This is a genomic window from Flavobacterium sp. SLB02, assembly GCF_009664855.1.
In the GTDB taxonomy this organism is placed as follows: Bacteria; Bacteroidota; Bacteroidia; order Flavobacteriales; family Flavobacteriaceae; genus Flavobacterium.
The window spans coordinates 4,977,878-5,002,511 of sequence record NZ_CP045928.1 but is presented as its reverse complement, the minus strand read 5'-3'; the positions used below and the strand labels follow the sequence as shown (position 1 = coordinate 5,002,511).

Below are 24,634 nucleotides of genomic sequence, written 5' to 3'. Positions count from 1 at the left end.
TTAGCGGTTTTTTTATTTATAAGATTTTATATAAGCGCAAAGTTCGGAAAGCTTTATAAATTATAGCTTTGGCGAACTTTGCGTTTGTAATGATAAGATAAAAACTTGCGTCCTTTGCGGTTAAATTTTTAGGCCTTTATTTTTTTACAGGATTTATTTCTTCGTCCGTACCAAATTACAAAACCTGTTACAGGCAAAGCTGCGGTAATTAAGCTGATAATAAAAGCAATAATTTTTCCCGGTAAATCTAAAATTTGTCCCGTATGTATTCCGTAATTCATTTCGACAACTTGCAGGCCTAAACTCTTTTTGTCGAAAGGCTGACTTTGGATTAATTTTCCATCACCCGGATGAAAATAATAATTGCTTTGATGATCGTATCGTAAAGTATGAGGATACGCTCCGGTATTAATTAAGTCTCCTTTTTGCAGAGGGTAAGTTATAAAAATCATTTCGGCTTCAGGTTGTAGTTTCATAGTTGCAACAAAAGCACTATCGACAGCAGTAAGTTTGTTAGTCGCAAATTTTGTAGTGTCAATTACAGGCGCTTTTGTTTCTAAAGCTTTATCTCCACCAAAATTGAAGGTTTTATAAATGCCATCTCCAACCCATTCATAAGTAAAAGTTAAACCTGTAATGGCAATAATAGCAGCGATTATGGCAATATAAAATCCGGAAGTGTTGTGCCAGTCATAATTTACACGACGCCATTTTGCCGACCATTTTACGGTAAAACTTCGTTTGATATCGCTTCTTCGTTTTGGCCACCACTGGATAATTCCCGAAATCAGTAATAAAATAAAAATGATAGTTGCGCTACCAATAATGTGTTTACCTATATAATCCGGCAAGAGTAAATACAAATGAATATATTCGATAATGATGAAAAAATCAGTTGCAGGATCTTCGGTTTTTAAATATTTTCCTGTGTAGGGATTAAAGTAGAGATATCGATTTTGGTTATCAGAATATGTGTAAACAATCGCAGATCTATTTTTCCCGTAAAAAGAAACCATTGATTGTTTATAGTCCGGAAGAATTTCTTTTGACTTTTCCTGTAAAATAGAAGGCATTAGAAAAGGTTTGTCCTGAGATTCTACCAATCGCCATTCTTTTCGGGTAATGTCTTTTATTTCGTCATGAAAACAAAAAATACAACCGGTAATACTGATAATAAAAACAATAAGCCCGGAAATTAATCCGAGCCATTTATGTAGAAAACGTATTTGTTTTTTAAATCCCATTTTTTGAATAAAGCGTAAAAGTATACGCTAAATCAATAGAGGGCAAATAATTTAAGCTAATTTTTAAGAAACTGCTTTTTTCGGTTTTAAATGATAGGCTACATAAAGTGTTAGCGAAGCCAGAACAATCCAGAAAACATCAATAAAGAAAACCTGAATGTGATTGTGCATAAACGAATGCCAAAACCAGTTTCCAGATACGATTCCGTTTGTAATTGGAATTAGAAATCCTAAAAAACTTCCTGAAATTAAACAGAATTTATTGGTAAAAGCATCATTCTTTTTTAGGATAAAAAAGATGGTAAGAGCCAGCCATCCACCAAAATAAACCGCAAAAAGATTATTCTGACTTAAGGGATAAAATATTTTTGTAGCAATAAACGCAAGTGCAGTAATAGGGTACATGCTTAAACATATGGCCAGATAAATACGAACAACTGCAGCGTTGAATCGTCTTTTCTTTTCAGGTAAATTATTTTTTTGTCTGGCAACTAACCAAATCATTACGCCTGAAATGATGACAAAACACGTAATAATTCCTAAAACGAAACTTACGATTCTTAAAGGATAACCTCCGTAATCGCCAAAATGTATTTTATACAAAACATTTTTTACAACATCGAGATAGTTGTTTTGCGTAACAGGGTTTTTCTTTGCGATTTCTTTCCCGTCAGCAATTCTGTAAATCACTTTTCCTATTCCTGTAAATTTTTTGTGACTTGGCATTTCGCCTTCTACAACGACATGCATATTCGCATCACCATAATTCTGAATAAAAACACGGGTAATTTCGAAATCCTTCCAGTTGCTTTTTGCTTTTGCAACTAACTGATCGATATTAAATGGTGTGGCTAATTTTTTATTATCAAATTTATATTCCGGGTCGCTGTATTCTAGTTCTTTATATAATTTATCCTGATCTCCTTTATATAATGTCATTACAGCAGGCGCAACAATCAAAAGTTTGATCATAAAAAAGGCTCCTGTTACGGCATAAACAAACTGAAAAGGCAGGCCAATCATTCCTAAAGCAGTATGGGCATCTGTCCATAATGTTTTTAATTTTTCTTTTGGACGGAAAATATAGAAGTTAGAAACGATTTTTTTCCAATGCAATAAAACACCTGTTAAGATTGCAAACAAGAAAAATAAAGCAATAAAGCCGGAAAGATAATAACCCACCGGATACGGAATTTGGGCTAAGAAATGTAATCGATACAAAAATTCGCCTAATGAATACGATTGTTCGTAAGTATAAGTCTTAAAGGTTTTAGTGTCAAGATAGAAAAACGAACCTTCTTTTTGTTTGGCTGGAGCCAAAGTATCTTTGGTGCCTTCCATATAAACGGCAACCCTTCTTTCGTTACTGTTTTTAGAAATTGTTACGTTTCTTCCGTGCAGAACGTATTCCTTGTCTAATTTTTTTAAGGCTGTGTTGTAGCCTAATTGAATTTCTTTGGTAATAGCAGTAGATTCGTTTCTTTCCCAATTGTTGATGTCATCTCTGAAAAAAGAAAAAGACCCTGCGAAAAAAATCACAAAGAGTACTACACTGATAACAATTCCGCTAACAGTATGGGTATGAAAATAGATATTATAATTACGGTTATTCATAAGTTATTTTGCTATCGGATTGTAAGTTTGACCAAGATAAATAAGGAGAGAAAAAACCAGAGTAAGGAGTATGTAAATACCCCAAATTTTCAATCCGCTTTTTGCTAGGAAAGCAATTATCATAAGCGCTACCCAAAGAATGAATCCGCTAAAAGCCATTGTCATAAGAATATTAGCACGGTTGAACCAGGATGCTAAAGCCAAATGAAAACTGACTGAAACAAAATAGCCGCCAATTATAGCCGCTGTAATTTTGGCAAATCGTTGCCATTTAGATTGGGTTAGATATTTTGGGTTTGCTGGCATATTTTGGTTAGAAATAAGTTAGTTGTAATAAAATTCTAGTAAAGCAACAATTACAAAGAGAGCAATAATAGCGAATCGGCTAATTTTTTTTAAGGGAGCCAAAATGATAATCAAACTTCCAATTGTCATTAGCTGAATAAAAAACATTAAAGTTCCACAGCAAAGTGATTGTGTAAACAACCAAAGACAGTACGCTAATAAAAGAAGTCCTAAACCCATATATTTGGTTGGCTTAGGATTACTTTTCATCCATTTCTCAAAACCTAAATCATAAGATAAAGTAGCTCTTTTCGAAGTATAGTAAAGAGTGTAAAAAGCTAAAAAAACGATGAGACTTGCTATTGTTATCATAATTTCATAGAATTTAAAAAACACCTTTCTATCTTATAGAAAGGTGTTTTTGTTATTTATTTTTTAGAATCGGTAAGAGAAACTTGCAATCAAAGCTCTGGCATCTTTTGGATGTATCGTTGACCATCCATCATAGATTTCTTCGTTTGTAATGTTGTTTAATTTAAGTGTGATTGTGAATTTTTCAACATTGTAAAATAGAGATGAATTTAAAGCTGTGTAGGCGGGTATTGTAAATGTTCCTGCGACATTTCTGTTCATGATCATATTGTCGCCAACATAATTTCCGCCAAAACCTAAACCAAAACCTCTAAGTAAACCGTTTGTAAATTTATAACTAGCCCAAAGGTTTGCCAGGTTTCTTGGTCCTGCATTTTCAGATCTGTGACCCACAAAATCAGGATCTCCTTTTGTTAAAACGGCATCATTATAGCTATATCCTAAAATAATATTTAAACCATTAATTGGATTTGCAATAAATTCTGCTTCAAAACCTTTATTTCTTTGAGCACCATCTTGATAAGAAGCCTGATCGTTTGGTAGTTCAGCTGTTGGATCTGCAGGATCGATATAAGGAGTTTCTACTACATAGACCTGATCAGAAACCTGAATATCGTAATAGCTAAAAGTAGCATATAGTTTGTCTTTGAACAGGTTTAATTTAGTTCCAACTTCAAACTGATTTGCGCGTTCTGGATTAAATATAACTGGTGTAGTTACATTCGAAACACGATTTTGTCCCGGAGCAACGTTTACGAATCCATTCATGTAATTAGCAAAAATGGAAACTTTGTCTAAAATTGGCTGATACACTAGTCCGAATTTTGGAGAAAAAGCAGTTTGATTGTATCCGTCGTTTTTGGCGTTCATAAAACGGTCAGCACGTAAGCTTAACATCGCAGAGAATGCAGGTGTAAAGTTGATTACGTCAGAAACGTAAGCGCTGTAAACTTCTTGTTTTGTATTATTGTTGTTTCTTGGACTATTTGCAATAAGAGCATCTGAACCTGCTTTTGTTAAATCTCCGGAATCTCCATTTGTTTGTTTCCCAATGATGTTGTTAAAAGTTTGTAAGTCATTGCCAATATATATAAGACCATTTGAAACGTATCCGGAACTACGATCAGAGGCGGTTCTTTTGAAATAATCAAAACCTATAACAATTCTGTTTCTGAAATTTCCAATTTTGAAATCACCATTAAAGTTTTGCTGAATATCTGTTGTTATATTTTGATTGTCCTGATCTGTAAATTGTCTGCCTAATACAATTCCGTCTTTTAGTGATTTGAAAAGAGGATTGCTTGTGCCTTCGTATAAGTAAGTATAGTTTCCTTGCGATTTTGCTGAACTGGTAGAGAACACAGTTTGAGAACTCCATTGGTCAGAAAATTTATAGTTCATCTGAGCCTGAATGTTGTATGAAGGAGTTTTCATTGTTAGTTCGTTACTTGTGTAAGAACGTTTGTTATCGTAATTTAACTCCTTAATATTATGCACTCGTAATGGTGTTCCTCTGTCTAAAAATAGCATCGTTGGGTTTGTAGCCTCGCTGCTCATAAATTCAGTATTCATTAAAAATGATAATTTATCATTTACATCATAAGATAATGAAGGTGCTATAAAAAAAGATTCTTTGAAACCGGCGTCCTGAAAACTTTCTTGTTTATTGTATGCTGAATTTACTCTGAAATTTAAAGTTTTTGTATCATTAAGAGGTGTATTTAAATCTACAACTGCGCGGTGTAAACCATAGCTTCCTGTAGTGTAATTTACTTCTCCTCCAAATGTTTTATAAGGTCTTTTTGTAGTGGTATTAATCAAACCTCCGTAAGAGATTAAACTACTTCCAAACAAAGTTCCTGATGGACCTCTGATAATTTCAATTCTATCAATATTTGCCGGATCTAAACTTCCGTTTGTTAAACCTGGCAAACCATTCACCATTGTTGGCTGTACTGGGAATCCTCTTAAAGAGTAATAAGCCGCTCCGTCTCCGGCACGTCCTGTTGCTGCCCAAAGTGGAGTTATACCAGATGCATTTTTTAACGCATCATCAAAATTGGTAACCACTTGCTCTTTTAATAATTCTCCTGTAATGGTAGTATATACTTGTGGATTTTCAAGGTTTTTAAGAGGTAATCTGGAAATTTGTCGATTGTCTTTACGGGCGAAATGATTTTTCTTGCCACTATTAACCACTACTTCTGTTAAGTCTTCTGAGTTTGTAGAAATAGAAAAATTTTGAGTCAGGTTATCACCTTCTTTTACTACAATTGTTTTTTCCTGCGTAATGTAGCCTATTGAAGAGACTTTTAAAGTATAAGTTCCAGGCTTAATGTTTTTTAAAATATAATTACCGGCATCATCTGTAGTTGTTCCTGATTTTGTACCTTTTAATACAACAGAGATGTTCTCAGGAGATTCGTCACTATTTAAACTAATTTGGCCCTTAATAGATGCTTTTTCCTGTGCAGAGATACTTGTAGCTGCTAATAGAAAAAAACAAAAGCTCAAAAAAGAAATTGTAAATTTATATTTCATTTTATTTAGAATTGATTTTAATAGCGCAAATTTAGTTGTTGATTAGCAACTGTACAAGCTATTCTTATTTATTCTAAATAAAATATTTTTTAAAGGTTAAAATTTACGTTTATTTAAAAAATTAACATCTTAAGCAAATCTTAAGCAAGTTTTGCATAAAAAAACCTGTTCACGCCAGTGAACAGGTTTTTGGTTATTGTGAAAATTACTTACAATTACAATTCTAAAGCACGTTTAGCATCGCCATTCATCAATAATTCTACTGGATTTTCTAAAGCTTCTTTTACAGCAACCAAGAAACCAACTGACTCACGTCCGTCGATAATTCTGTGGTCATAAGAAAGTGCAACGTACATCATTGGGTGAATTTCAACTTTACCGTTTACAGCAATCGGACGCTCAATAATATTGTGCATTCCTAAAATTCCTGATTGAGGAGGGTTGATGATAGGAGTACTTAACATACTTCCAAAAACTCCTCCATTAGTAATGGTAAAAGTTCCACCAGTCATATCGTCAACAGTAATTTGACCATCACGGGCTCTCAATGCTAATCTTTTGATTTCAGCTTCAACACCACGGAAAGTTAAGTTTTCAGCATTACGAACTACAGGGACCATTAAACCTTTTGGTCCTGAAACTGCGATAGAGATATCAGCAAAATCGTAAGCGATTTTATAGTCACCATCCATCATTGAGTTAACATCAGGATATAATTCTAATGCTCTTGTAACTGCTTTTGTAAAGAAAGACATGTATCCTAATCCAAGACCGCCATGTTTTGCTTTGAAAGCATCTTTGTATTCGTTACGAATCAAGTTGATTGGCGTCATGTTAACTTCATTAAAAGTAGTTAACATTGCTGTTTCGTTTTTAGCAGCTACTAATCTTTCAGCTACTTTACGACGCAACATTGATAATTTTGTACGCTCAGATCCACGGTTTCCTCCAGTTGGAGTTCCCATAGAAGGTACTGCGTTTACAGCATCTTCTTTAGTGATTCTTCCGTCCTTACCAGTTCCTGAAATAGTTGCCGGTGCTATGTTTTTTTCGTCTAATATTTTTCTTGCTGCCGGAGAAGGAGTTCCTGCTGCATAACTTGTAGCTGCCGGAGCTTGTGCTGGTGCTGCTTTTGGAGCCTCAGCTTTTACTTCTGCCTTTGGAGCTTCAGCTTTAGGAGCCTCAGCCGCTGGTGCAGCCGGAGCATCACCTGCAGGTTTTACACCATCTGTATCAATTAAACAAACTACAGCTCCTACAGCAACTGCATCACCTTCTTCAGCTTTTAGCGTAATAATTCCGCTCATTTCAGCAGGTAATTCAAGAGTTGCTTTGTCTGAATCAACTTCAGCAATAGCTTGATCTTTTTCTACATAATCTCCGTCTTTTACTAACCAAGTTGCAATTTCAACTTCTTTTATTGATTCCCCTGGTGATGGGACTTTCATTTCTAAAATCATCTTTGTTTTTGTTTAAGGTTTGTATTGTTTAAAGCTTAAAGTGTTTGGTCGAACTCTAAGCCTTAAACGTTAAACTAATTTTTTATCTGAATAAATCTTTATCGAATACCATTCTAATTGCATCTGCATGACGACGTTTTGCACGTGTATAACTTCCTGATGCTGGTGCAGCATAAGCTTTTAACGAAGCTAATCTCCATTTTACAAGATCAAAGTTCATTAACATAAAGCTGTAAGCTCCCATGTTTTTAGGTTCTTCCTGAGCCCAAACATAATCATCTGCATTTGGATATTGTGCGATGATTTCTTTAAGTTGTGCAGCCGGGAAAGGGAATAATTGCTCGATACGAACAACTGCAACGTCATTTCTTCCGTTGTTTTCTCTTTCAGCAACGATGTCATAGTAGAATTTACCAGTAACAAAAACCAATGTTTTTACTGCTTTTTTATCTACTGTATTGTCATCAATTGTTTCCTGGAAACTTCCTGTAGCTAATTCATCTGCTGTAGAAACGCATCTTGGATCACGCAATAAGCTTTTTGGAGAGAAAACGATCAACGGTTTACGGAAATTTGTTTTCATTTGTCTTCTCAACAAGTGGAAGAAGTTGGCAGGAGTTGTACAATCTGCAACATACATATTTTGTCTTGCGCAAAGTTGTAAATAACGCTCCATTCTTGCAGAAGAGTGTTCTGCACCTTGTCCTTCGTATCCGTGTGGCAATAATAAAACAATACCATTTTGGTTGTTCCATTTGTCTTCACCACATGAAATGTACTGGTCAATCATGATTTGTGCTCCATTAGAGAAATCACCAAATTGTGCTTCCCAAATAGTCAAGGCTTTTGGATTCGCTAATGCATATCCATAATCAAAACCAAGAACACCATATTCAGATAAAAGAGAATTGAATACGCCAAATTTTCCTTTTTTGTTTTCGATACTATCCAATAGAATTACTTCTTCTTCAGAATCTTCAACTTTAACTACAGCATGACGGTGAGAGAATGTACCACGCTCTACGTCCTGACCAGAAATACGAATATCAAATCCTTCAGTCAAAAGTGAACCGTAAGCCAGTGCTTCTGCAGTTCCCCAGTCAATTGTATTATTGTCGTATCCGGCTTTTCTGTCCGTAACAATTTTAGTTATTTTATTAATAAACTTTTTGTCTTCAGGTAAAGTAGATATTGTATTGATAATAGAATCCAATCCTTTTTTGTCAAAAGTAGTATCTACTTTTTCAAGCATTTGAGTATCTGTTACCTGAACAAATCCGTCCCATTCGTTTTTCATGAATGGAGTTATAATAGTCAAATCTTTTTTACGGGAAGCTTCTAAGTTCTCCTCCATGGTAGATTTGTATTCTTTTTCTAAAGCATTTACATAAGAGGCATCAATTACGCCATCAGACAATAATTTCTCTGCATAAATATCTCTTGGATTTTTATGTTTTGCGATGATTTTATATAAAACAGGTTGAGTAAAACGAGGTTCGTCACCTTCGTTATGACCGTATTTTCTGTACCCTAATAAGTCAATAAATACGTCACGTCCAAATTGCATTCTGTAATCTAATGCAAAAGATACTGCATGTACAACAGCTTCAGCATCGTCAGCATTTACGTGTAATACTGGCGAAAGCGTTACTTTGGCAACATCTGTACAGTAAGTAGAAGAACGAGCGTCTAAGTAGTTAGTAGTAAAACCAACCTGATTGTTGATTACAATATGGATTGTTCCTCCGGTTTTGTAACCGTCAAGCTGAGCCATTTGAATGATTTCGTACAAGATACCCTGACCTGCGATTGCAGCATCTCCGTGAACGGCGATTGGTAATACTTTAGAGAAATCATTTGGATAGTATTTATCTTGTTTTGCTCTTGTTATTCCTTCAATTACAGCTCCAACCGTTTCTAAGTGAGATGGGTTTGGTGCTAAATTGATATTGATACTTTTTCCTGTTCTTGTTTTTTTGTCGGCAGTAAGACCTAAGTGGTATTTTACGTCACCATCAAAATATTCCTGATCGTAATCTTTACCGTCAAACTCACCAAAGATATCCTGAGTAGATTTTCCGAAGATGTTAGCCAAAACGTTCAAACGACCACGGTGAGCCATTCCCATTACGAATTGTTCAACACCTTTTTCAGCAGCCTGTTCGATCAAAGCATCTAAAGCGGGAATAATAGATTCTCCACCTTCTAATGAAAATCGTTTTTGACCTACGTATTTAGTGTGAAGGAAGTTCTCGAAAGAAACTGCCTGGTTTAATTTATTTAAGATAGTTTTCTTTTCTTCAGAAGAGAAATTAGGCTGATTAACATTTACAGCCAGTTTATCCTGAATCCATTTTACAACGCCTGGATTTCTGATATACATATATTCAATACCAATATGCTGGCAGTAAATAGATTTAAGACGTGTTATAATGTCTTGCAAAGTAGAAGGTCCCACTCCAATAGTTTGAGCAGCATCAAAAACTGTAGAAAGATCAGCAGTTGTTAATCCGAAATTTTCAATATCTAATGTTGGAGAAGATGTTCTGCGATCACGAACCGGATTTGTTTTTGTAAACAAGTGGCCACGAGTACGGTAGGCATCGATTAACTTTAGTACATTGAATTCTTTTTGTAGTTTGTCAGAAACAAGACTACAATCTGTGTTGTCGCTAGTTACATACTCAACGATTCGTTGAACCGGATTTTCGTCATTATAAGTCGTTTGTCCAAAGTCGAAACCTTGAAAAAAACTTCTCCAGCTTGGCTCAACGCTATCTGGATTTACTAAATACTGATCATATAATTGTGCGAAAAACTCTGTATGCGCTGCATTTAAAAATGAAAACCTATCCATAATATTAGTGAATATACTTTTTGTTAAATAGAAAGGCAAAAGTACAACAATCGCATTTATTTAAATCTTTTTTTTACGTACTTTTACGTAAAAATTTGTTAAAAATAGACTCAACTATGAATTATAATCAAATTTCAATCGTTTTCAAACCTTTTTTTGTGATTTTGGTACTGTTGTTTTCAACTTCAGTAATTTCGCAGCAAAAATACGTTATTGACAATAGCAGTGATTTCTGGGACAAAGTTCAGTTTGGTGGAGGACTTGGTTTAGGAATTGGATCAGGTTATACTGATATTTCTGTAATGCCAAGTGCCATTTATAATGTAAACGAAATTGTGGCTGTGGGTGTTGGTTTGCAATTTGGTTATTTATCTTCTAAAAGTTACTACAATTCTTTTGTTTATGGAGGAAGTGTGGTGGGGCTTGTAAATCCAATTCCGGAAATTCAGTTGTCTGCAGAGTTAGAGCAGGTGCGAGTAAATACAGATTATAATTCGACTCCTTACAGACCAAGTTATTCGGATAATTATTGGAATACTGCCTTGTATCTTGGTGCAGGTTACAGAACCGGAAGTGTCACTATTGGTGCACGTTATGATGTTTTGTATGATCCTGATAGAAGTTTGTATGGATCTGGATTTATGCCTTTTGTGAGAGTTTACTTTTAAAGGTTCAAAGGTTTTAAAAAAAAAAATCTAATAGTGAAGAGATATATTTTTGTATTTATTATTGTTGTTATTTCGAGTTGTAACAATTTTACTAAAGTAGATGTTGCGGATAAAAAAGTTGTAGAGAAAGAATTGACACCTTTTTTCGATTCAGATAAAATCGATCATTATTATTTGAATTTTTCTGAGGAGGATTTTGTGAAACTTACTAGTAAAGATCCCGTTACTAAAAAAGAAAAAGAATTCTCTAATTTATATATGCGGTATTATCCGGATAGTATTCCAAAAGAAAATTTCGAGAAAATACTATTAAGTCACAATTATAAAAAATCAAACTTATCCATAAATAAAGAAAAAGATATTCAAAATGTTTTTAGCGCCAAAGATTCGTTAATGACCGAAGGATATGCTTGTGTAGCTGAATATCGTGATATTTTTATTTTTAAAAAGAAGGAAAAAACAGTTGGAATAGCAAAGATTTGTTTTAAATGTGGTCGTTACCAGATTATCGGAAGTAAACTAGATACTAGCGGATTTGGACTTTGGTCTGAATTCGACAAATTAAAAAATATTGTAAGACCAAATAGTAAAACTTAGAATGGGAGAATATCCAGAAGAGATAGATTTATTCCAAAAAACATTAGGAAGTTTAAAAGGAATAGAAAATGTTAGCAGTGGAATTGATAATTTAGAAGGGATAAAAGGTTCTGATTTGGGTGATGTATCACTTTCTCATCTACCTCTTGCTACTTTATTAAGAACAGATGGTGGACTGAAAGATGAAGTAATGTTGCAATTCGAATTCACATTAGATAAATCTTCTGAGAGTTTAATCTCGTTAGAATTTCTGTCCTGGTTTTTTCGTGATCAGGCAAGAAGTGGTGAACTACTTCAATTAAGATCGTTCTCACTTCCACCTAAAATAGGTGATCGTTTCCAGATAGGGGAAACATTAAAATTTCATATCGACTATTTTATTGAAGATGCTCCGGAATCTTTGCAACCAATTTTAGATAAAGTTTTAAATTTAAACAACGCGCTGGAACTCTTTATTAAACTATATGAAATACCAACAAAGGAGTAAAAATAAAACTTACAAACTTAGTATCTCAGCATCTCAGAACCTTGGCAACTTACTTAGAATAATGTTTTCTAAACCAAACCTTCTGCCATTCTCTTTTTAAGATCAAAAAGGAAACTTGTTCAGCCAGAACAACCAAATCTGATCCGTCTAGTTTTTTGATTTCACTTTCAGATACATCAATAATATAAAGCAGGTTCAGATATTCAGCAAATTTGTACTGAATCATTCGGTAGATTTTTTCGTGAAGCTGAATTTTTAATTCTTCGGGAGAAATGCTCATCGGGAAATCAATTCCTTCATTGGCCAAATTAAAGTCTTTATTGATTTGCTCAACAAGGCTTAGATATAGATTTTCTTTTTCGGCATCAGCCAATAAAAAATCGGTATTTTCAGGAATCGGAAACATTGATGCTTTTTAAGATTGAGGCAAAGTTAGAATTAAAAAATCATTTAACTGTCGATTCTCGCTCAATGATTCTTGTAGGAAGTTCAATAATTTGATGCGTTACCGGACGATGTTCTTTTATGTCTACAATTTCATCAATTAAAAGGGAAACCGCCTGATGTCCCATTTCGAATCCGGGTTGATCGATTGTGGTTAATTTTGGCGAAATAACCGTACTCATAAACCAATTGCTAAAGCCAAAAACGGCTACTTGTTCAGGCGTTTTTATTCCGGCTTCATTAAAGTATTTAATAATTCCTATGGCTACTAAATCAGTAATGGCAAAAATGGCATCGATATCTGGATTTTCGGTCATTATTTTTTGGGCATTTTCGTAGCCGTCTTCAAAATCGGTATTGTTGTCGCAAACATAAACCAATTTCGAATCGTACTCAATTCCGTGTGCTTCAAGCGCTCTTTTATAACCTAAAAAGCGATCGATCGAGTTTTGCGGAACATACGAACCTCTAAAATGAGCAATTTTTTTATATCCTTTATTAATAAGGTAAGAAACGGCATCAAAAGCTGCTTTCGCATCATTAATAACTACTTTGGAGCAATCTACTCTTTTGGCAATTTTATCAAATAAAACTACGGGAGTATTTTTTCGGATAGCTTCATTAATATGGGTAAAATCGTCTGTCTCGTTAGAGAGTGACATTAAAACCCCGTCAACTCGTTTTTGAATCAATAAAGCGAGCTGTTTTTTCTCGAGTTCATATTTTTCGTTTGATTGTAATATAATGACCAGATATCCTCTTTTTTCGGCTTCTTCGAGAATACCATTTAATACACTCGAAAAAAAGTGATGAACGGTAGCCGGAATAATAACGCCAATGGTTTTGGTTTCATTGGTTCTAAGATTTACTGCAACAGAATTGGGGATGTAGTTCATCGTTTCGGCCATTTCGATAACTCTGGCGCGTGTAGATTTACTAATATCCGTATATCCTTTTAACGCTTTTGAAACCGTAGTAACCGAAATTCCTAATGCCGAGGCTATATCTATTAATTTTGTGTCATTCATGAAATAAAAGTACTAAAAATAAACTGTATTGGTAAGTTTTTAAGTTCCGAAAACGTTTTAGGTCTTTTCGAAAACGTTTTCGATTTTTAATTCGTAAATTCCTTTATGATTTGTAGTTAAGTTTGACAGTGATAACCATAATTACTAACTAACCGAACAAAAAAATGAAAAAGCTACACCAGTATTTAGGTACATTATTTTTAATGTTTTGCCTATTTTTTTTACCAAATAAAGGGTTTGCCCAAAATACCAATACAGTTTCCGGAAAAGTGCTTGACGATAGCGGAGTAACCGTTCCCGGAGCAAACGTATCGATTAAGGAAACGGGCAAAAGTACCGTTACAGATGAAAACGGAGGATATTCGTTCTCGAATGTTGAAGCAGGAACGTATACCATTATTGCAACCAATGTGGGGTATAAAACCTTCGAGAAAAAAAATGCCATAAAACAAGGAGAATCCCTAGAGGTAAATTTATTGCTTGAAGCAGAATCACAAAGCTTAAAAGAAGTTGTCGTTACAGGATCGTCAACGCCAAGATCAAAATTGGAGTCTAGTGTTGCCATTACGACAATGGGCGCCAAAGCGATCGAAGACAGAGCGCCATCGAGTACAGCGGCATTGCTTCAAACCATTCCCGGATTTGTAGTAGAAGCATCTGGAGGAGAAATAGGAAACAACCTTTTTGCAAGAGGAATTCCGTCTGCGGGAGCTTACGAATATGTGCAGATTCAGGAAGACGGATTACCGGTTTTTGAAGATGGAGCTTTGCAATTTGCCAATGCCGATACTTTTTACAGACTAGACGAAACGGTAAGTAAAATGGAAGCTGTTCGTGGAGGTTCTGCCTCAATTTTTGCCAATAACGCTCCTGGAGGAATTATCAATTTTATTTCTAAAACAGGTCAGAATGAATTTATGGGAAGAGCAAAATTCACGACTTCAGATTACGGAATGTTCAGAACTGATCTTAATTTATCAGGTGCTTTAATTAAGGACAAATTATTTTTTAATGTTGGAGGTTTTTACAGAGCCGATAACGGAGTTAGAAATACTGGTTTTACAGCCAATAAAGGCGGACAAATAAAAGGAAACATCACCTACAAATTTGATGATGACGATTATTTGAGAGTAAACTTCAAACATCTTGACGACAGAAACACATTCTATTTACCAATTCCGCTAAAAAGCACTAACGGAAAAGTAGAAGGAATCCCTGGATTTAACCCGAATTACGGAACGTTGACTTCAGTAAATTTAAGTCACTTAAATGTACCTCAATATGGCGGCGGAACTTTTAGTGCAGATTTAGAAGATGGTTCTCACCCAATTATCAACTCTATTGGAGCTGAATTTAAAAAGAAAATATCGGAGAAAGTAACGTTCAAAAATGCTTTCAAAAACACCAACATCGATTTAAATTACAATGCGATTTTCCCAAATGGAGGACCGTGGACACAAGATGCCTATGCAGCAGATGTTCAAAATACAACAGCTAGTAATCTAACGTATTCTTATGTAGATAACGGACAAAGGCTGGATCCAAATGCTTTAATCATGAGAGCAGATCTTTGGCATATCGAGAAAAAGATGAACAATTTTGCGAATAATTTCTCTTTTAATTTTGATTTAGATCCGGTGAAATTAACAGCGGGTTACTACTATTCGAACTGGAAATCAAATCAATACTGGAACTGGAATTCTTATTTAGTAGGTGTTTCAGACAACCCAAGATTATTAAATGTAAAAGACAATACAAGTGGAGTAGATCATACCTGGAATGGTGTAGAAAGAATCACCTGGCTAGAAAGAGATGCACAAACCAAAGGAGTTTTGAATGATATTTATGCTGATGCCGAAATTAAAGCAACAGATAATTTGACCTTCAACGCAGGTTTAAGGTACAACAAAGACAAATATTCTGGTTACAGAGACAATGCAAGATTTTTTGCTGAGAATTTAGGAATTTTAGACAACAATACAGCCGATGATGCAGTAACAACGGTAAAAGGAAATCCGTATACGTATTGGAGATATGATGTGAGCGAATGGTCTTATACAGCCGCAGGAAACTATAAATTCAATGATAAAATGGCTTCATATGTTCGTTATAGCCACGGATTTAGATCTCCAATCGAAGAATCTTTTTATGATAATGCGGCAGATTTAAGCAAGCTTGAAAATACAGAAGTAAATCAGTTTGAATTAGGTTACAAATACGCCAGTTCATTCTTCTCAGTAAATGCGAATTTATTTCACATGAATTTAAAAAATGTTGCTTTCACGGATATTTTATCTGACGGATCTTCTGAAAATAAATTTGCTGATGTAAACAATATTGGTCTTGAAGTAGAAACGAATGCAAGATATAGTATTGTAAAACTGAACTTTACATTTACCGTTCAAAAACCGGAATACGATAATTTTACAGGAACAAATGCTGATGGTTCTACATTTGATTTTAACGGAAATACGGCCAGAAGAATTCCTAAATTTTTCTGTAATCTAAGACCGGAAGTTGATATTACAAAAGATCTTACGGCTTATGTTCAGTTCTGTTATTATGATAAAAAATACACAAATCAGGATAATAAACAAGTTTTGCCAGCCTATAAAGAAGTTGGGGCAGGATTAAATTATACCTATAATAATCTTCGTTTTGCAGTAGATGCTTCGAACTTATTCAACGAAATAGGTTTAACAGAAGGAGATCCGAGACAAACAACATCTGCGGCAAGCGATGTGTTTATGGCAAGACCTATTTTAGGACGCGCCTTTAGATTTTCGGTAGCGATTAATTTTTAATAAATTCAACGTAATATAGTTACAGTACTGTAGAGGCGCACAGCAGTGCGTCTCCGTACAGTAACCACACAGCATAGACAAACAAATAAAAAAAAATGAAAAACATAGGAATTAAAATCTCTCTTTACCTTAATTATTTTGTCTTCGCTATTTTATTGAATAGTGTAGGTATTGTGATCCTAAAATCACAGAAAAATTACGGAGTAGATGAAGTTCAGGCCAGTATTTTGGAAGCTTTCAAAGACATGCCCATTGCTATTGTATCATTTTTTATAGCCTCTTTTTTACCAAGAATAGGTTATAGAAAATCGATGTTGATAGGTTTGGCCTTGGTGACTTTGGCTTGTATTTCTATGTATTTTGGAAACTCATTCGATAATGCTAAGATTCTTTTTGCAACCGTTGGGGTTTCCTTTGCCTTGATTAAAGTTTCGGTTTATTCACTGATAGGCACCGTGACCGAAACCAAAAAAGAGCACAATGCTTTAATGAGCAGTATCGAAGGTTTTTTTATGGTTGGAATTGCGTTGGCCTATTTTTTATTTCCGGCTTTTAATCACGAAGAAGATCCTGATTCATGGTTGAATGTGTATTGGTTTTTGGCGGGATTATCGTTCTTGTCATTTCTATTTTTATTTTTTGTAAAATTCAAAGAGCCCGAAGTTTCAGCAGGAGCAAACCTTAAAGATGATTTCCTGCAAATGTTCAAATTAATGGCAAAATTACTTACCGTTATTTTTGTGATTTGTGTCTTTTTGTTTGTCATGATCGAGCAGGGAATCCTTTCGTGGTTGCCAACATTCAATACAAAAGTGCTTCATTTACCAGAAAATATTAGCATAATGATGGCCAGTATTTTGGCTATTTCATTAGCTGTTGGGAGATTAATTGCAGGTATTGTAACCAAAAAAGTCAACTGGATCTGGGTGTTAAGTTTCTGTATTTTTTCGGCCATGTTAATTGTTGTTTTTCTACTTCCTAAAACCGTAGGTCTCGAGGTAAAAAACATCGATACACTTTCAGATATACCTTTAATAGGTTTTGCATTTCCATTAATCGGATTGTTTATTGCGCCTATTTATCCTTTATTAAATTCGATTGTATTAAGTGCTTTACCAAAGAATCTGCAAAGTTCGATGACTGGATTAATTGTGATTTTCTCTGCTCTTGGTGGCACATTAGGTTCCAGAATAACAGGTTGGCTGTTTAAAAATGAAGGACCGGAAAACGCATTTTATTTTACTTTAATTCCAATGTCTTTATTATTAATATCCTTTTTTATTCTCAAAAAAATAACTGCAAAAGATGAAATTTAAATTACATATACTCCAAACCATCGAAAAATTATTGGCTCAGGAAGATACTGATGGTGATAAAAAAATAACGATCGATGATAATGGCCCAAAAAAGTTTTTGTTGCATGATGAAAACGGAAATTCTGCCTTGATTGAAGGAACTTATCAGCTTTCGAATTTGTTGCAGGAACTGGCTTTGGCCAAAAAAAACAATACCGAATTTGCCGAAATTAATCTGGATGAAATTACGGAAGATCCGGTAAAAAGAATTTCAGGAAAAATAAAAAATCTGTATTGGAAAGGTCTTACCAGAACGATTGATGCTGATGGTGTAAAGAAAATTCTGGAAGACAATAAAATCGAAAACGAACTGGCGTATTTGTATGTGCCATTTGGTGACGAAATAGTTTTTGATTATTTCAAGAAATTAGAAGCTGCAACACCAAAATTAAAAGTGGTACAAATGCATAAAAACATTTCGCCTGACTATGTTTTATCGCTAAATAAAAAACCAGGGATTTTAGCTTTGGCACTTCAAATTAAGAACAATGAAATCTCCGGAGTTCCCTTTGTGGTTCCTGGCGGAAGATTCAATGAAATGTACGGTTGGGACAGCTATTTTATTGCCAAAGGACTTTTGATCGATGATAAAATTGAACTTGCCTTGGGGATTGCAGAAAATTTTAAATATCAGATTGATCATTACGGAAAAATTCTAAACGCGAATAGAAGTTATTATTTAACCCGCACACAGCCGCCGCTTTATACATCCCTGATTATGGATGTTTTAGAAAAGTCGAATCCGGATATTTTCTGGATCGAAAGACATCTGAAAACTGCCATAAAAGAATATCAAACGGTTTGGATGGAAGAGGGGAAACGACTTACCGCAAACGGATTAAATCGTTATAAAGCAGAAGGAATCGGACTTCCATTTGAGGTAGAAGAAGGACATTTTGATGATATTTTAGAGCAATATGCACCAAAGTATAATCTCTCAACACGCGAATTTGAAAAGAAATATCTCGAAAGAGAAGTAGTAGATCCTGAACTCGATAAGTATTTTATTCACGATCGCAGTATGCGCGAAAGCGGACATGATACAACAAACAGATTGGTGGGAGTTTGCGCCAATTTGAATACAGTAGCGATCAATAGTTTGTTGTATAAGTATGAAACTGATATTGCTTTTTTGATTAAAAAGTACTTTAAAAATGAGTTTCAGTATTTTGAAGACAAATCTTTTTCAAGTGAATATTGGCTCTCAAAAGCTGCTTCGAGAAAACAAAAAATCAATCAATTGTGCTGGAATCCCGAAAACGGAGTTTATCTGGATTACAATTTTGTAAACGAAGAACAGCATTTTTTTGAGGCCGCTCCAACATTTTACCCGCTTTGGGCAAAAATTAGTACTCCGGAACAAGCTGAGATTTTGGTAAAAAAGACATTGCCAAGGTTTAAAATGAAAGGCGGAATTGCCGGAAGCACCAAAGAATCTATTGCCGGCGTAGACGAAAATGCACCAATTCGCCAATGGGATTATCCGTTTGGCTGGGCGCCGCATCAAATGCTTTTATGGGAAGGTTTACTTAATTATAATTTCAACGAAGAAGCACAGGAAATGGTCTATCGCTGGCTTTGGCTGATTACCAGAAACGCGGTGGATTATAACGGAACTATTCCTGAGAAATTTGATTTATCGATAAGCTCGCACAAAATCTTTGCAGAATATGGAAACGTAGGAACCGAATTTGATTTTATAACCGAAGAAGGTTTCGGTTGGATGAACGCCTCATACCAATACGGATTGACTATTTTAGAAGGTAATCTAAAACAAAAATTATCCAATTTGGTAGATCCGGATGAACTTTTTTAATGTCTAAAAATGAGAAACCCTACAGATTTTTAAAACCTCTCGGGTTTACTTTGCGCAAAAAAAGCCACAGATTAAAAGATTTTCACAGATTAATCCTTGAAATCCTTTTAATCGGTGGCTTAAATTTTAGCTTACAGACTTTACTGAAAACTGAGACTGAGACTAAAATTAAACCTTTCTTCCCATTAAATTCTCGCCAAAAGTTCTAAGAATATTTTTCTTCTCGGCGTTAATATCCATTTTTTCTAAAGTTTCAAAAGCTTTAAAAGTATACATTTCTATGGCGTCCTGAGTAGCTTTTGAAGCACCCGATTCATTAAAAATGATTTTTGCAGTGGCTATTTTCTCCGTATTATCATCTAATTGTAAACTGAATAATTTTTCTAATTCTAATGCTTTTTCAGCTGATGAAAATTCTCGTGCTTTTAGATATAAATAAGTTTTTTTATTCACCATAATATCACCACCTACTTGTTTCCCGAAAGTTTCCGGATCTCCAAAAGCATCCAGATAATCATCCTGAAGCTGGAAAGCCAAGCCTAAATTCAATCCGAAATCATAAATAAAATCAGCTTCTTTTTCAGTAGTTTTGGCTACAATAGCACCCATTTTCATGGCTGCGGCAACTAAAACAGCTGTTTTATATTCGATCATTTTCAGGTATTGCGGAATCGTAACATCGTTTCTTTTTTCGAAATCAACATCCCATTGTTGTCCTTCGCAAACTTCAAGTGCTGTTTTGCTAAATAATTTTGCTAAGTCTCTAAAAACAGTTGGTTCGTATTGTTCGAAATACTGATAAGCAAGAATCAGCATCGCATCTCCGGAAAGAATTCCGGTATTCAGATCCCATTTTTCATGTACCGTTTCCTGTCCTCTTCGCAAAGGCGCATCATCCATAATATCATCATGAACCAGTGAGAAATTATGAAAAACTTCAACCGCCATTGCTGCCGGAAGTGCTACTTTATAATCAGTATCAAAAACTTCCGAAGCCATTAAGGTAAGTACAGGGCGCATGCGTTTTCCGCCAAGACCTAAAATATATTCGATGGGTTCATAAAGGTTTTTGGGCTCTTTATTAATACTTTGTTTTTGGAGATAATTGATAAAAAAATCCTGGTATTGGCTAATATCGTGCATAAAATATAATCTGAATTGCGAGCTCCAAAGATACGATTCATAATGAATTATTTCTTTCTTAAAGTTTTAAATGACAGTTTCCATTGCGAAATGACCCCAAAGCCGTTAATTCTTAAGGAGTTAAAATTATTTTTGAAAAAACTTGGAAACTTTTTTGGTGTTTAGAGTTTCCTGTCTATATTTGCACTTTCAATTGGAAACTCTAAACACTGTAAAAGTTTCCGTTGGGAATTTTAATGATTTATAAATTCACTAAAATCAAATATTTATGAAAACAACATGGACCTTAGATTCTAGCCAATCAGATGTTTTAATCAAAATGAGACATTCGATAATTGCTTACATGGGAGGAACGACTAATAAATTTGATGGTTATGTGAACATCGAAGACAATGAAATTGAAGATGCATCGGTTGAGTTTTCTTTAGATATCAATAACAAAAAGGATAGCTTTCAACAAATCGATACCTATTTACAACTTCAGGATTTTTTTGATGTAAATGAGCATCCTATCATTAGTTTTAAATCGACTTCTTTTCAAAAAGTAAATAATAACATCAATTTCTTTAAAGGAGATTTAACCATAAAAGATGTAACCAGAGTAGTGGAGCTTGATGCTGAGTTTATTGGCGTTAACACTTACAATGGCGAGAAAAAAGTTGCTTTTGAAATTAAAGGAGATATCAAACGTCAGGATTTTGGTTTAGATTATAATTCGTTCAATCATAATGGAGGTTTAGCTTTAGGTAAAGACATTAAACTGATTGCAAATTTAGAATTCAGTATATAAATCTTACAGAATGAATAAATTAATGTAAAATTATTACAAATATTACGGAAACTATTTTTCTGATTTTAGTTTCCTAATTATATTTGTGATACAATTTGAAAATTAAGATGAAAGAGAAAATTATATCAAAAGCAAGTGAATTATTTTTAAAACTTGGTTTTAAGAGTGTTACGATGGACGATATTGCAGGCGAAATGTGTATTTCGAAAAAAACGATTTACAAATATTTTTGTAACAAAGAAGTTCTGATCGAAGAAAGCACCTCGACAGTTCATCAACAAGTACATGAAGTTATTGATACTATCGTTGCGAAAAATTATAACGCCATTCATGAGAATTTTGAAATTAGAGAGATGTTTCGTGACATGTTTAAAAATGCGACCGATACTTCTCCTCTTTATCAGTTAAAAAAGCATTATCCTGAAATCTATCAAAATATAATGACACATGAAATCGATCAGTGTAATCATTATTTCAGGGATAATATCTTAAAAGGAATAAGCGAAGGTTTATACAGACCGGATTTGAATATCGATTTGTATGTAAAATTTTATTACACCTTAATTTTTCATATAAATGCCACTACAGTTTCAGAAAGAGAAGCACAAAAAATAGAATTAGAAGCATTAGAATACCATACAAGAGCTATGGCAACTGAAAAAGGAATACTGGAATTAGAAAAACAACTTAAAAAAATTACTATTTAATCATCAATCTATGAAACGAATAATTCTTATATTTTTGTGTTCAATTGGCTTGTCTGCCAACGCACAAGTCAAAACACTAACCCTGAAAGAGGCTGTTGTATACGCGCTTGAAAACAAAGCCGATGCAAAAAAAGCAAAATTACAGGTTGAAAATAGTGAGTACAAAATTCAGGAAGTACGATCAAGAGCGTTACCGCAAATTTCTGCCAACGGAAATTTAACATACAATCCGGTAATTCAGACTACAGTAATTGATGGTGCGGGATTTGGTGCACCGGGAACCACAATTCAGGCAGCATTTGGTCAAAAATGGACTTCAACTGCAGGACTTTCTTTAACTCAGACAATATTTGATCAATCTGTTTTTACAGGATTAAGAGCTGCAAGATCTACCCGTGAGTTTTATCAAATAAACGATCAGTTAACAGAAGAGCAGGTAATAGAAAGAGTAGCTAATAACTATTATTCTGTTTACGTACAACGCGAAAGATTGGTTTTATTAGATAGCAGTTATGTTAATACTACTAAGGTTCGTGACATTGTAAAAGGACAATTTGATAACGGTTTGGCTAAAAAAATTGACTTAGATCGTATCGTAGTAAAAATGTCGAACATTGATACAGAACGTCAGCAAGTAAAAAATCAAATTACATTACAGGAAAATGCTTTGAAGTTTTATATGGGAATGCCTATTGAAGCTCAAATCGAGATTCCAAAAGAAGAATTTGAAGTTGTTCCTGCTGCATTAACAGAAGTGCCAAATGTTGAAAACAGAACAGAATATTTGCTTTTGAAAAAACAAGAAGAGCTTTTGGTGTACAATAAAAAAGCTGTTGAAGCAGGATATTACCCAACACTTTCTTTAACTGCCGGTTACAATTATATTGGACAGGGACCTGAAATGCCTTGGTTTGCAAAACCTAAGGACGGCGTTTACTGGTCAGATTTCTCTGCAATTGGATTGAATTTACATGTACCAATTTTTACAGGATTCGGAACTCGTGCAAAAGTAAGACAAGCTGATGTGGAAATCAGATCGCTTCAGGAAGATATGAAAGATACCAAACTTTCGCTTGATTTAGATTACAGAAACGCAATGGCTCAAATTGATAATAATCTTGTGACTATCAATAATCAAAAAGAAAATATGCGTTTGGCACTTGAGATCTTAAGCAACACAAAAAACAATTACCTTCAGGGATTGGCATCATTAACAGATTTGCTAGATGCTGAAAATGCATCACTTGAAGCTCAAAATAATTATACCAGAGCAGTATTGAATTACAAAATTGCCGAAGTAGCACTAATCAAATCAAAAGGCGAACTTAAAACTCTTATTAAATAACTAAACAAAATGAAGAAAACTATTTTAACAATCGTAATCATAATCGCAGCGCTGGGTGTGATTGGATATGTCTTAAATAATAATAAGAAAGAGAATAAAGAAAAAACAGATATCGTAGCAGAAAAAAATGCTGCAGTTTCAGTAAAAGTAGCTCCTGTAAAAACAGAAGAAGTTTCATTAGACTTTGTGGCTAACGGAAATTTTCAACCCATTCAGCAATTGACTTTCTCTGCGGAAAAATCAGGAAAAGTAATTAGCGTTTTGGCTAAAGAAGGAGATTATGTAAGAGTAGGTCAAACTTTATTGACAATGAGAGGTGATGTAATTAATGTAAGTGCGCAACAAGCTCAGGCTGTTTACCAAAATGCAAAATCCGATTACAGCCGTTACGAAAATGCTTTTAAAACAGGTGGTGTTACAAAACAACAATTAGATCAGGCAAAATTAGCTTTAACAAATGCTGAGTCTAACTTAAAACAAGCTAACATTAATGTTGGAGATACTAAAGTAAAAGCTCCAATAAACGGATTCATCAACAAAAAATACATTGAGCCGGGATCTATCTTAACAGGAATGCCTGCAACTGCTTTGTTTGATATTGTAAATGTTTCTAAATTAAAATTAGTAGTTACAGTAAACGAAAATCAGGTTGCAAGCTTAAAAGTTGGAAACCAAATTAATGTAACAGCAAGTGTTTATCCTGACAAAACTTTCTCTGGAAAAATCACTTTTATTGCTGCAAAAGCAGATGAGTCTTTAAATTTTCCGGTTGAAATCGAAATTACAAATAACATAAACAACGACCTTAAAGCAGGTATGTACGGAACTGCAAACTTTGCATCAAACCAGCAAAAACAACACCTTATGGTTGTACCAAGAAATGCTTTCGTAGGAAGTGTGAGCAGCAACGAGATTTTTGTAGTTGAAAAAGGTATTGCAAGATTAAGAAAAGTAACTGCAGGAAGAATTTTAGGAGATCAGGTGGAAATTATCAAAGGATTATCTGACGGAGAAACTGTAATTGTTACAGGTCAAATTAACTTACAAGACGGTAATACTGTAGAAATTATTAAATAA

At 34.4% G+C, this 24,634-nt stretch carries 20 protein-coding genes; 10 read left to right on the top strand and 10 right to left on the bottom strand.

Annotated features, from left to right (window positions below; all coding sequences use genetic code 11):
• Window positions 1–128 precede the first annotated feature (128 nt).
• The 7 genes from GIY83_RS18725 to GIY83_RS18695 form a co-directional block, all read right to left on the bottom strand.
• Complete coding sequence (locus GIY83_RS18725) at window positions 129–1,244, bottom strand: PepSY domain-containing protein (RefSeq protein ID WP_194615183.1); 1,116 nt, start codon at window positions 1,242–1,244, stop codon at window positions 129–131.
• Between the two features lie 63 nt (window positions 1,245–1,307).
• Complete coding sequence (locus GIY83_RS18720) at window positions 1,308–2,858, bottom strand: PepSY domain-containing protein (RefSeq protein WP_208682849.1); 1,551 nt, start codon at window positions 2,856–2,858, stop codon at window positions 1,308–1,310.
• A gap of 3 nt (window positions 2,859–2,861) precedes the next feature.
• The gene (locus GIY83_RS18715; protein ID WP_208682847.1) at window positions 2,862–3,164 is read right to left on the bottom strand and encodes a hypothetical protein; all 303 of its coding nucleotides are present in this window, start codon (window positions 3,162–3,164) and stop codon (window positions 2,862–2,864) included.
• Between the two features lie 18 nt (window positions 3,165–3,182).
• Window positions 3,183–3,515 carry a hypothetical protein gene (locus tag GIY83_RS18710; RefSeq protein ID WP_208682845.1) on the bottom strand — a complete coding sequence of 111 codons (333 nt, stop codon included), beginning with the start codon at window positions 3,513–3,515 and terminating at the stop codon, window positions 3,183–3,185.
• A gap of 63 nt (window positions 3,516–3,578) precedes the next feature.
• Window positions 3,579–6,056, bottom strand: a complete 2,478-nt coding sequence (locus tag GIY83_RS18705) for a TonB-dependent receptor (RefSeq protein WP_194615187.1) — start codon at window positions 6,054–6,056, stop codon at window positions 3,579–3,581.
• A gap of 215 nt (window positions 6,057–6,271) precedes the next feature.
• Window positions 6,272–7,516, bottom strand: a complete 1,245-nt coding sequence (gene odhB, locus GIY83_RS18700; protein ID WP_194615188.1) for a 2-oxoglutarate dehydrogenase complex dihydrolipoyllysine-residue succinyltransferase — start codon at window positions 7,514–7,516, stop codon at window positions 6,272–6,274.
• A gap of 82 nt (window positions 7,517–7,598) precedes the next feature.
• A complete protein-coding gene (locus GIY83_RS18695; protein ID WP_194615189.1) occupies window positions 7,599–10,373 on the bottom strand; it encodes a 2-oxoglutarate dehydrogenase E1 component in 2,775 nt (924 codons plus the stop codon).
• Window positions 10,374–10,489: 116 nt separating this feature from the next.
• Here GIY83_RS18695 and GIY83_RS18690 point away from each other — a divergent pair, with 116 nt between their 5' ends.
• From GIY83_RS18690 to GIY83_RS18680, 3 genes are read left to right on the top strand one after another with little or no spacing between them, the layout of a single operon-like run.
• Window positions 10,490–11,041 (top strand): hypothetical protein, encoded by a 552-nt coding sequence (locus tag GIY83_RS18690; RefSeq protein WP_208682843.1) that lies wholly within the window; start codon window positions 10,490–10,492, stop codon window positions 11,039–11,041.
• Window positions 11,042–11,074: 33 nt separating this feature from the next.
• Window positions 11,075–11,638, top strand: coding sequence for a hypothetical protein (locus GIY83_RS18685; protein WP_194615191.1), 564 nt, complete (start codon window positions 11,075–11,077; stop codon window positions 11,636–11,638).
• A gap of 1 nt (window position 11,639) precedes the next feature.
• Window positions 11,640–12,125: a hypothetical protein gene (locus tag GIY83_RS18680; protein ID WP_194615192.1), complete on the top strand. Its 486-nt coding sequence runs from the start codon at window positions 11,640–11,642 to the stop codon at window positions 12,123–12,125.
• A 49-nt stretch (window positions 12,126–12,174) separates the two neighbouring features.
• On the opposite strand, the gene GIY83_RS18675 is transcribed toward GIY83_RS18680, so the two are convergent.
• Window positions 12,175–12,531, bottom strand: a complete 357-nt coding sequence (locus tag GIY83_RS18675; protein ID WP_194615193.1) for a hypothetical protein — start codon at window positions 12,529–12,531, stop codon at window positions 12,175–12,177.
• Window positions 12,532–12,571: 40 nt separating this feature from the next.
• Window positions 12,572–13,597, bottom strand: a complete 1,026-nt coding sequence (locus GIY83_RS18670; protein WP_065451582.1) for a LacI family DNA-binding transcriptional regulator — start codon at window positions 13,595–13,597, stop codon at window positions 12,572–12,574.
• 164 nt (window positions 13,598–13,761) lie between these two features.
• On the opposite strand from GIY83_RS18670, the gene GIY83_RS18665 reads away from it, so the two are divergent.
• The 3 genes from GIY83_RS18665 (at window position 13,762) to GIY83_RS18655 (ending at window position 19,572) form a co-directional block, all read left to right on the top strand.
• Window positions 13,762–16,401, top strand: coding sequence for a TonB-dependent receptor (locus GIY83_RS18665; protein WP_208682842.1), 2,640 nt, complete (start codon window positions 13,762–13,764; stop codon window positions 16,399–16,401).
• Between the two features lie 95 nt (window positions 16,402–16,496).
• Window positions 16,497–17,717, top strand: coding sequence for a sugar MFS transporter (locus tag GIY83_RS18660; RefSeq protein WP_208682840.1), 1,221 nt, complete (start codon window positions 16,497–16,499; stop codon window positions 17,715–17,717).
• On the top strand, window positions 17,707–19,572 hold the full coding sequence (locus tag GIY83_RS18655; RefSeq protein WP_208682838.1) for an alpha,alpha-trehalase: 1,866 nt from the start codon (window positions 17,707–17,709) through the stop codon (window positions 19,570–19,572). Before GIY83_RS18660 ends, GIY83_RS18655 begins: the two co-directional genes overlap by 11 nt.
• 168 nt (window positions 19,573–19,740) lie before the next feature.
• Here the strand turns inward: GIY83_RS18655 and GIY83_RS18650 are convergent, their stop codons facing one another.
• Window positions 19,741–20,715: a polyprenyl synthetase family protein gene (locus GIY83_RS18650; RefSeq protein WP_194615197.1), complete on the bottom strand. Its 975-nt coding sequence runs from the start codon at window positions 20,713–20,715 to the stop codon at window positions 19,741–19,743.
• 268 nt (window positions 20,716–20,983) lie between these two features.
• On the opposite strand from GIY83_RS18650, the gene GIY83_RS18645 reads away from it, so the two are divergent.
• From GIY83_RS18645 to GIY83_RS18630, 4 genes are all read left to right on the top strand, one after another.
• Window positions 20,984–21,505, top strand: a complete 522-nt coding sequence (locus GIY83_RS18645; RefSeq protein WP_194615198.1) for a YceI family protein — start codon at window positions 20,984–20,986, stop codon at window positions 21,503–21,505.
• A gap of 107 nt (window positions 21,506–21,612) precedes the next feature.
• Window positions 21,613–22,212, top strand: a complete 600-nt coding sequence (locus GIY83_RS18640; protein ID WP_194615199.1) for a TetR/AcrR family transcriptional regulator — start codon at window positions 21,613–21,615, stop codon at window positions 22,210–22,212.
• Window positions 22,213–22,222: 10 nt separating this feature from the next.
• Window positions 22,223–23,557 (top strand): TolC family protein, encoded by a 1,335-nt coding sequence (locus tag GIY83_RS18635; RefSeq protein WP_194615200.1) that lies wholly within the window; start codon window positions 22,223–22,225, stop codon window positions 23,555–23,557.
• Between the two features lie 9 nt (window positions 23,558–23,566).
• Window positions 23,567–24,634 (top strand): efflux RND transporter periplasmic adaptor subunit, encoded by a 1,068-nt coding sequence (locus tag GIY83_RS18630; RefSeq protein WP_194615201.1) that lies wholly within the window; start codon window positions 23,567–23,569, stop codon window positions 24,632–24,634.

What these genes read in the sequence shown, in the direction of transcription:
- GIY83_RS18725 (WP_194615183.1), bottom strand. Translation starts at nt 1,244, where the DNA reads ATGGGATTTAAAAAACAAATACGTTTTCTACATAAATGGCTCGGATTA.
- GIY83_RS18720 (WP_208682849.1), bottom strand. Translation starts at nt 2,858, where the DNA reads ATGAATAACCGTAATTATAATATCTATTTTCATACCCATACTGTTAGC.
- GIY83_RS18715 (WP_208682847.1), bottom strand. Translation starts at nt 3,164, where the DNA reads ATGCCAGCAAACCCAAAATATCTAACCCAATCTAAATGGCAACGATTT.
- GIY83_RS18710 (WP_208682845.1), bottom strand. Translation starts at nt 3,515, where the DNA reads ATGATAACAATAGCAAGTCTCATCGTTTTTTTAGCTTTTTACACTCTT.
- GIY83_RS18705 (WP_194615187.1), bottom strand. Translation starts at nt 6,056, where the DNA reads ATGAAATATAAATTTACAATTTCTTTTTTGAGCTTTTGTTTTTTTCTA.
- odhB (WP_194615188.1), bottom strand. Translation starts at nt 7,516, where the DNA reads ATGATTTTAGAAATGAAAGTCCCATCACCAGGGGAATCAATAAAAGAA.
- GIY83_RS18695 (WP_194615189.1), bottom strand. Translation starts at nt 10,373, where the DNA reads ATGGATAGGTTTTCATTTTTAAATGCAGCGCATACAGAGTTTTTCGCA.
- GIY83_RS18690 (WP_208682843.1), top strand. Translation starts at nt 10,490, where the DNA reads ATGAATTATAATCAAATTTCAATCGTTTTCAAACCTTTTTTTGTGATT.
- GIY83_RS18680 (WP_194615192.1), top strand. Translation starts at nt 11,640, where the DNA reads ATGGGAGAATATCCAGAAGAGATAGATTTATTCCAAAAAACATTAGGA.
- GIY83_RS18675 (WP_194615193.1), bottom strand. Translation starts at nt 12,531, where the DNA reads ATGTTTCCGATTCCTGAAAATACCGATTTTTTATTGGCTGATGCCGAA.
- GIY83_RS18670 (WP_065451582.1), bottom strand. Translation starts at nt 13,597, where the DNA reads ATGAATGACACAAAATTAATAGATATAGCCTCGGCATTAGGAATTTCG.
- GIY83_RS18665 (WP_208682842.1), top strand. Translation starts at nt 13,762, where the DNA reads ATGAAAAAGCTACACCAGTATTTAGGTACATTATTTTTAATGTTTTGC.
- GIY83_RS18660 (WP_208682840.1), top strand. Translation starts at nt 16,497, where the DNA reads ATGAAAAACATAGGAATTAAAATCTCTCTTTACCTTAATTATTTTGTC.
- GIY83_RS18655 (WP_208682838.1), top strand. Translation starts at nt 17,707, where the DNA reads ATGAAATTTAAATTACATATACTCCAAACCATCGAAAAATTATTGGCT.
- GIY83_RS18650 (WP_194615197.1), bottom strand. Translation starts at nt 20,715, where the DNA reads ATGCACGATATTAGCCAATACCAGGATTTTTTTATCAATTATCTCCAA.
- GIY83_RS18645 (WP_194615198.1), top strand. Translation starts at nt 20,984, where the DNA reads ATGAAAACAACATGGACCTTAGATTCTAGCCAATCAGATGTTTTAATC.
- GIY83_RS18640 (WP_194615199.1), top strand. Translation starts at nt 21,613, where the DNA reads ATGAAAGAGAAAATTATATCAAAAGCAAGTGAATTATTTTTAAAACTT.
- GIY83_RS18635 (WP_194615200.1), top strand. Translation starts at nt 22,223, where the DNA reads ATGAAACGAATAATTCTTATATTTTTGTGTTCAATTGGCTTGTCTGCC.
- GIY83_RS18630 (WP_194615201.1), top strand. Translation starts at nt 23,567, where the DNA reads ATGAAGAAAACTATTTTAACAATCGTAATCATAATCGCAGCGCTGGGT.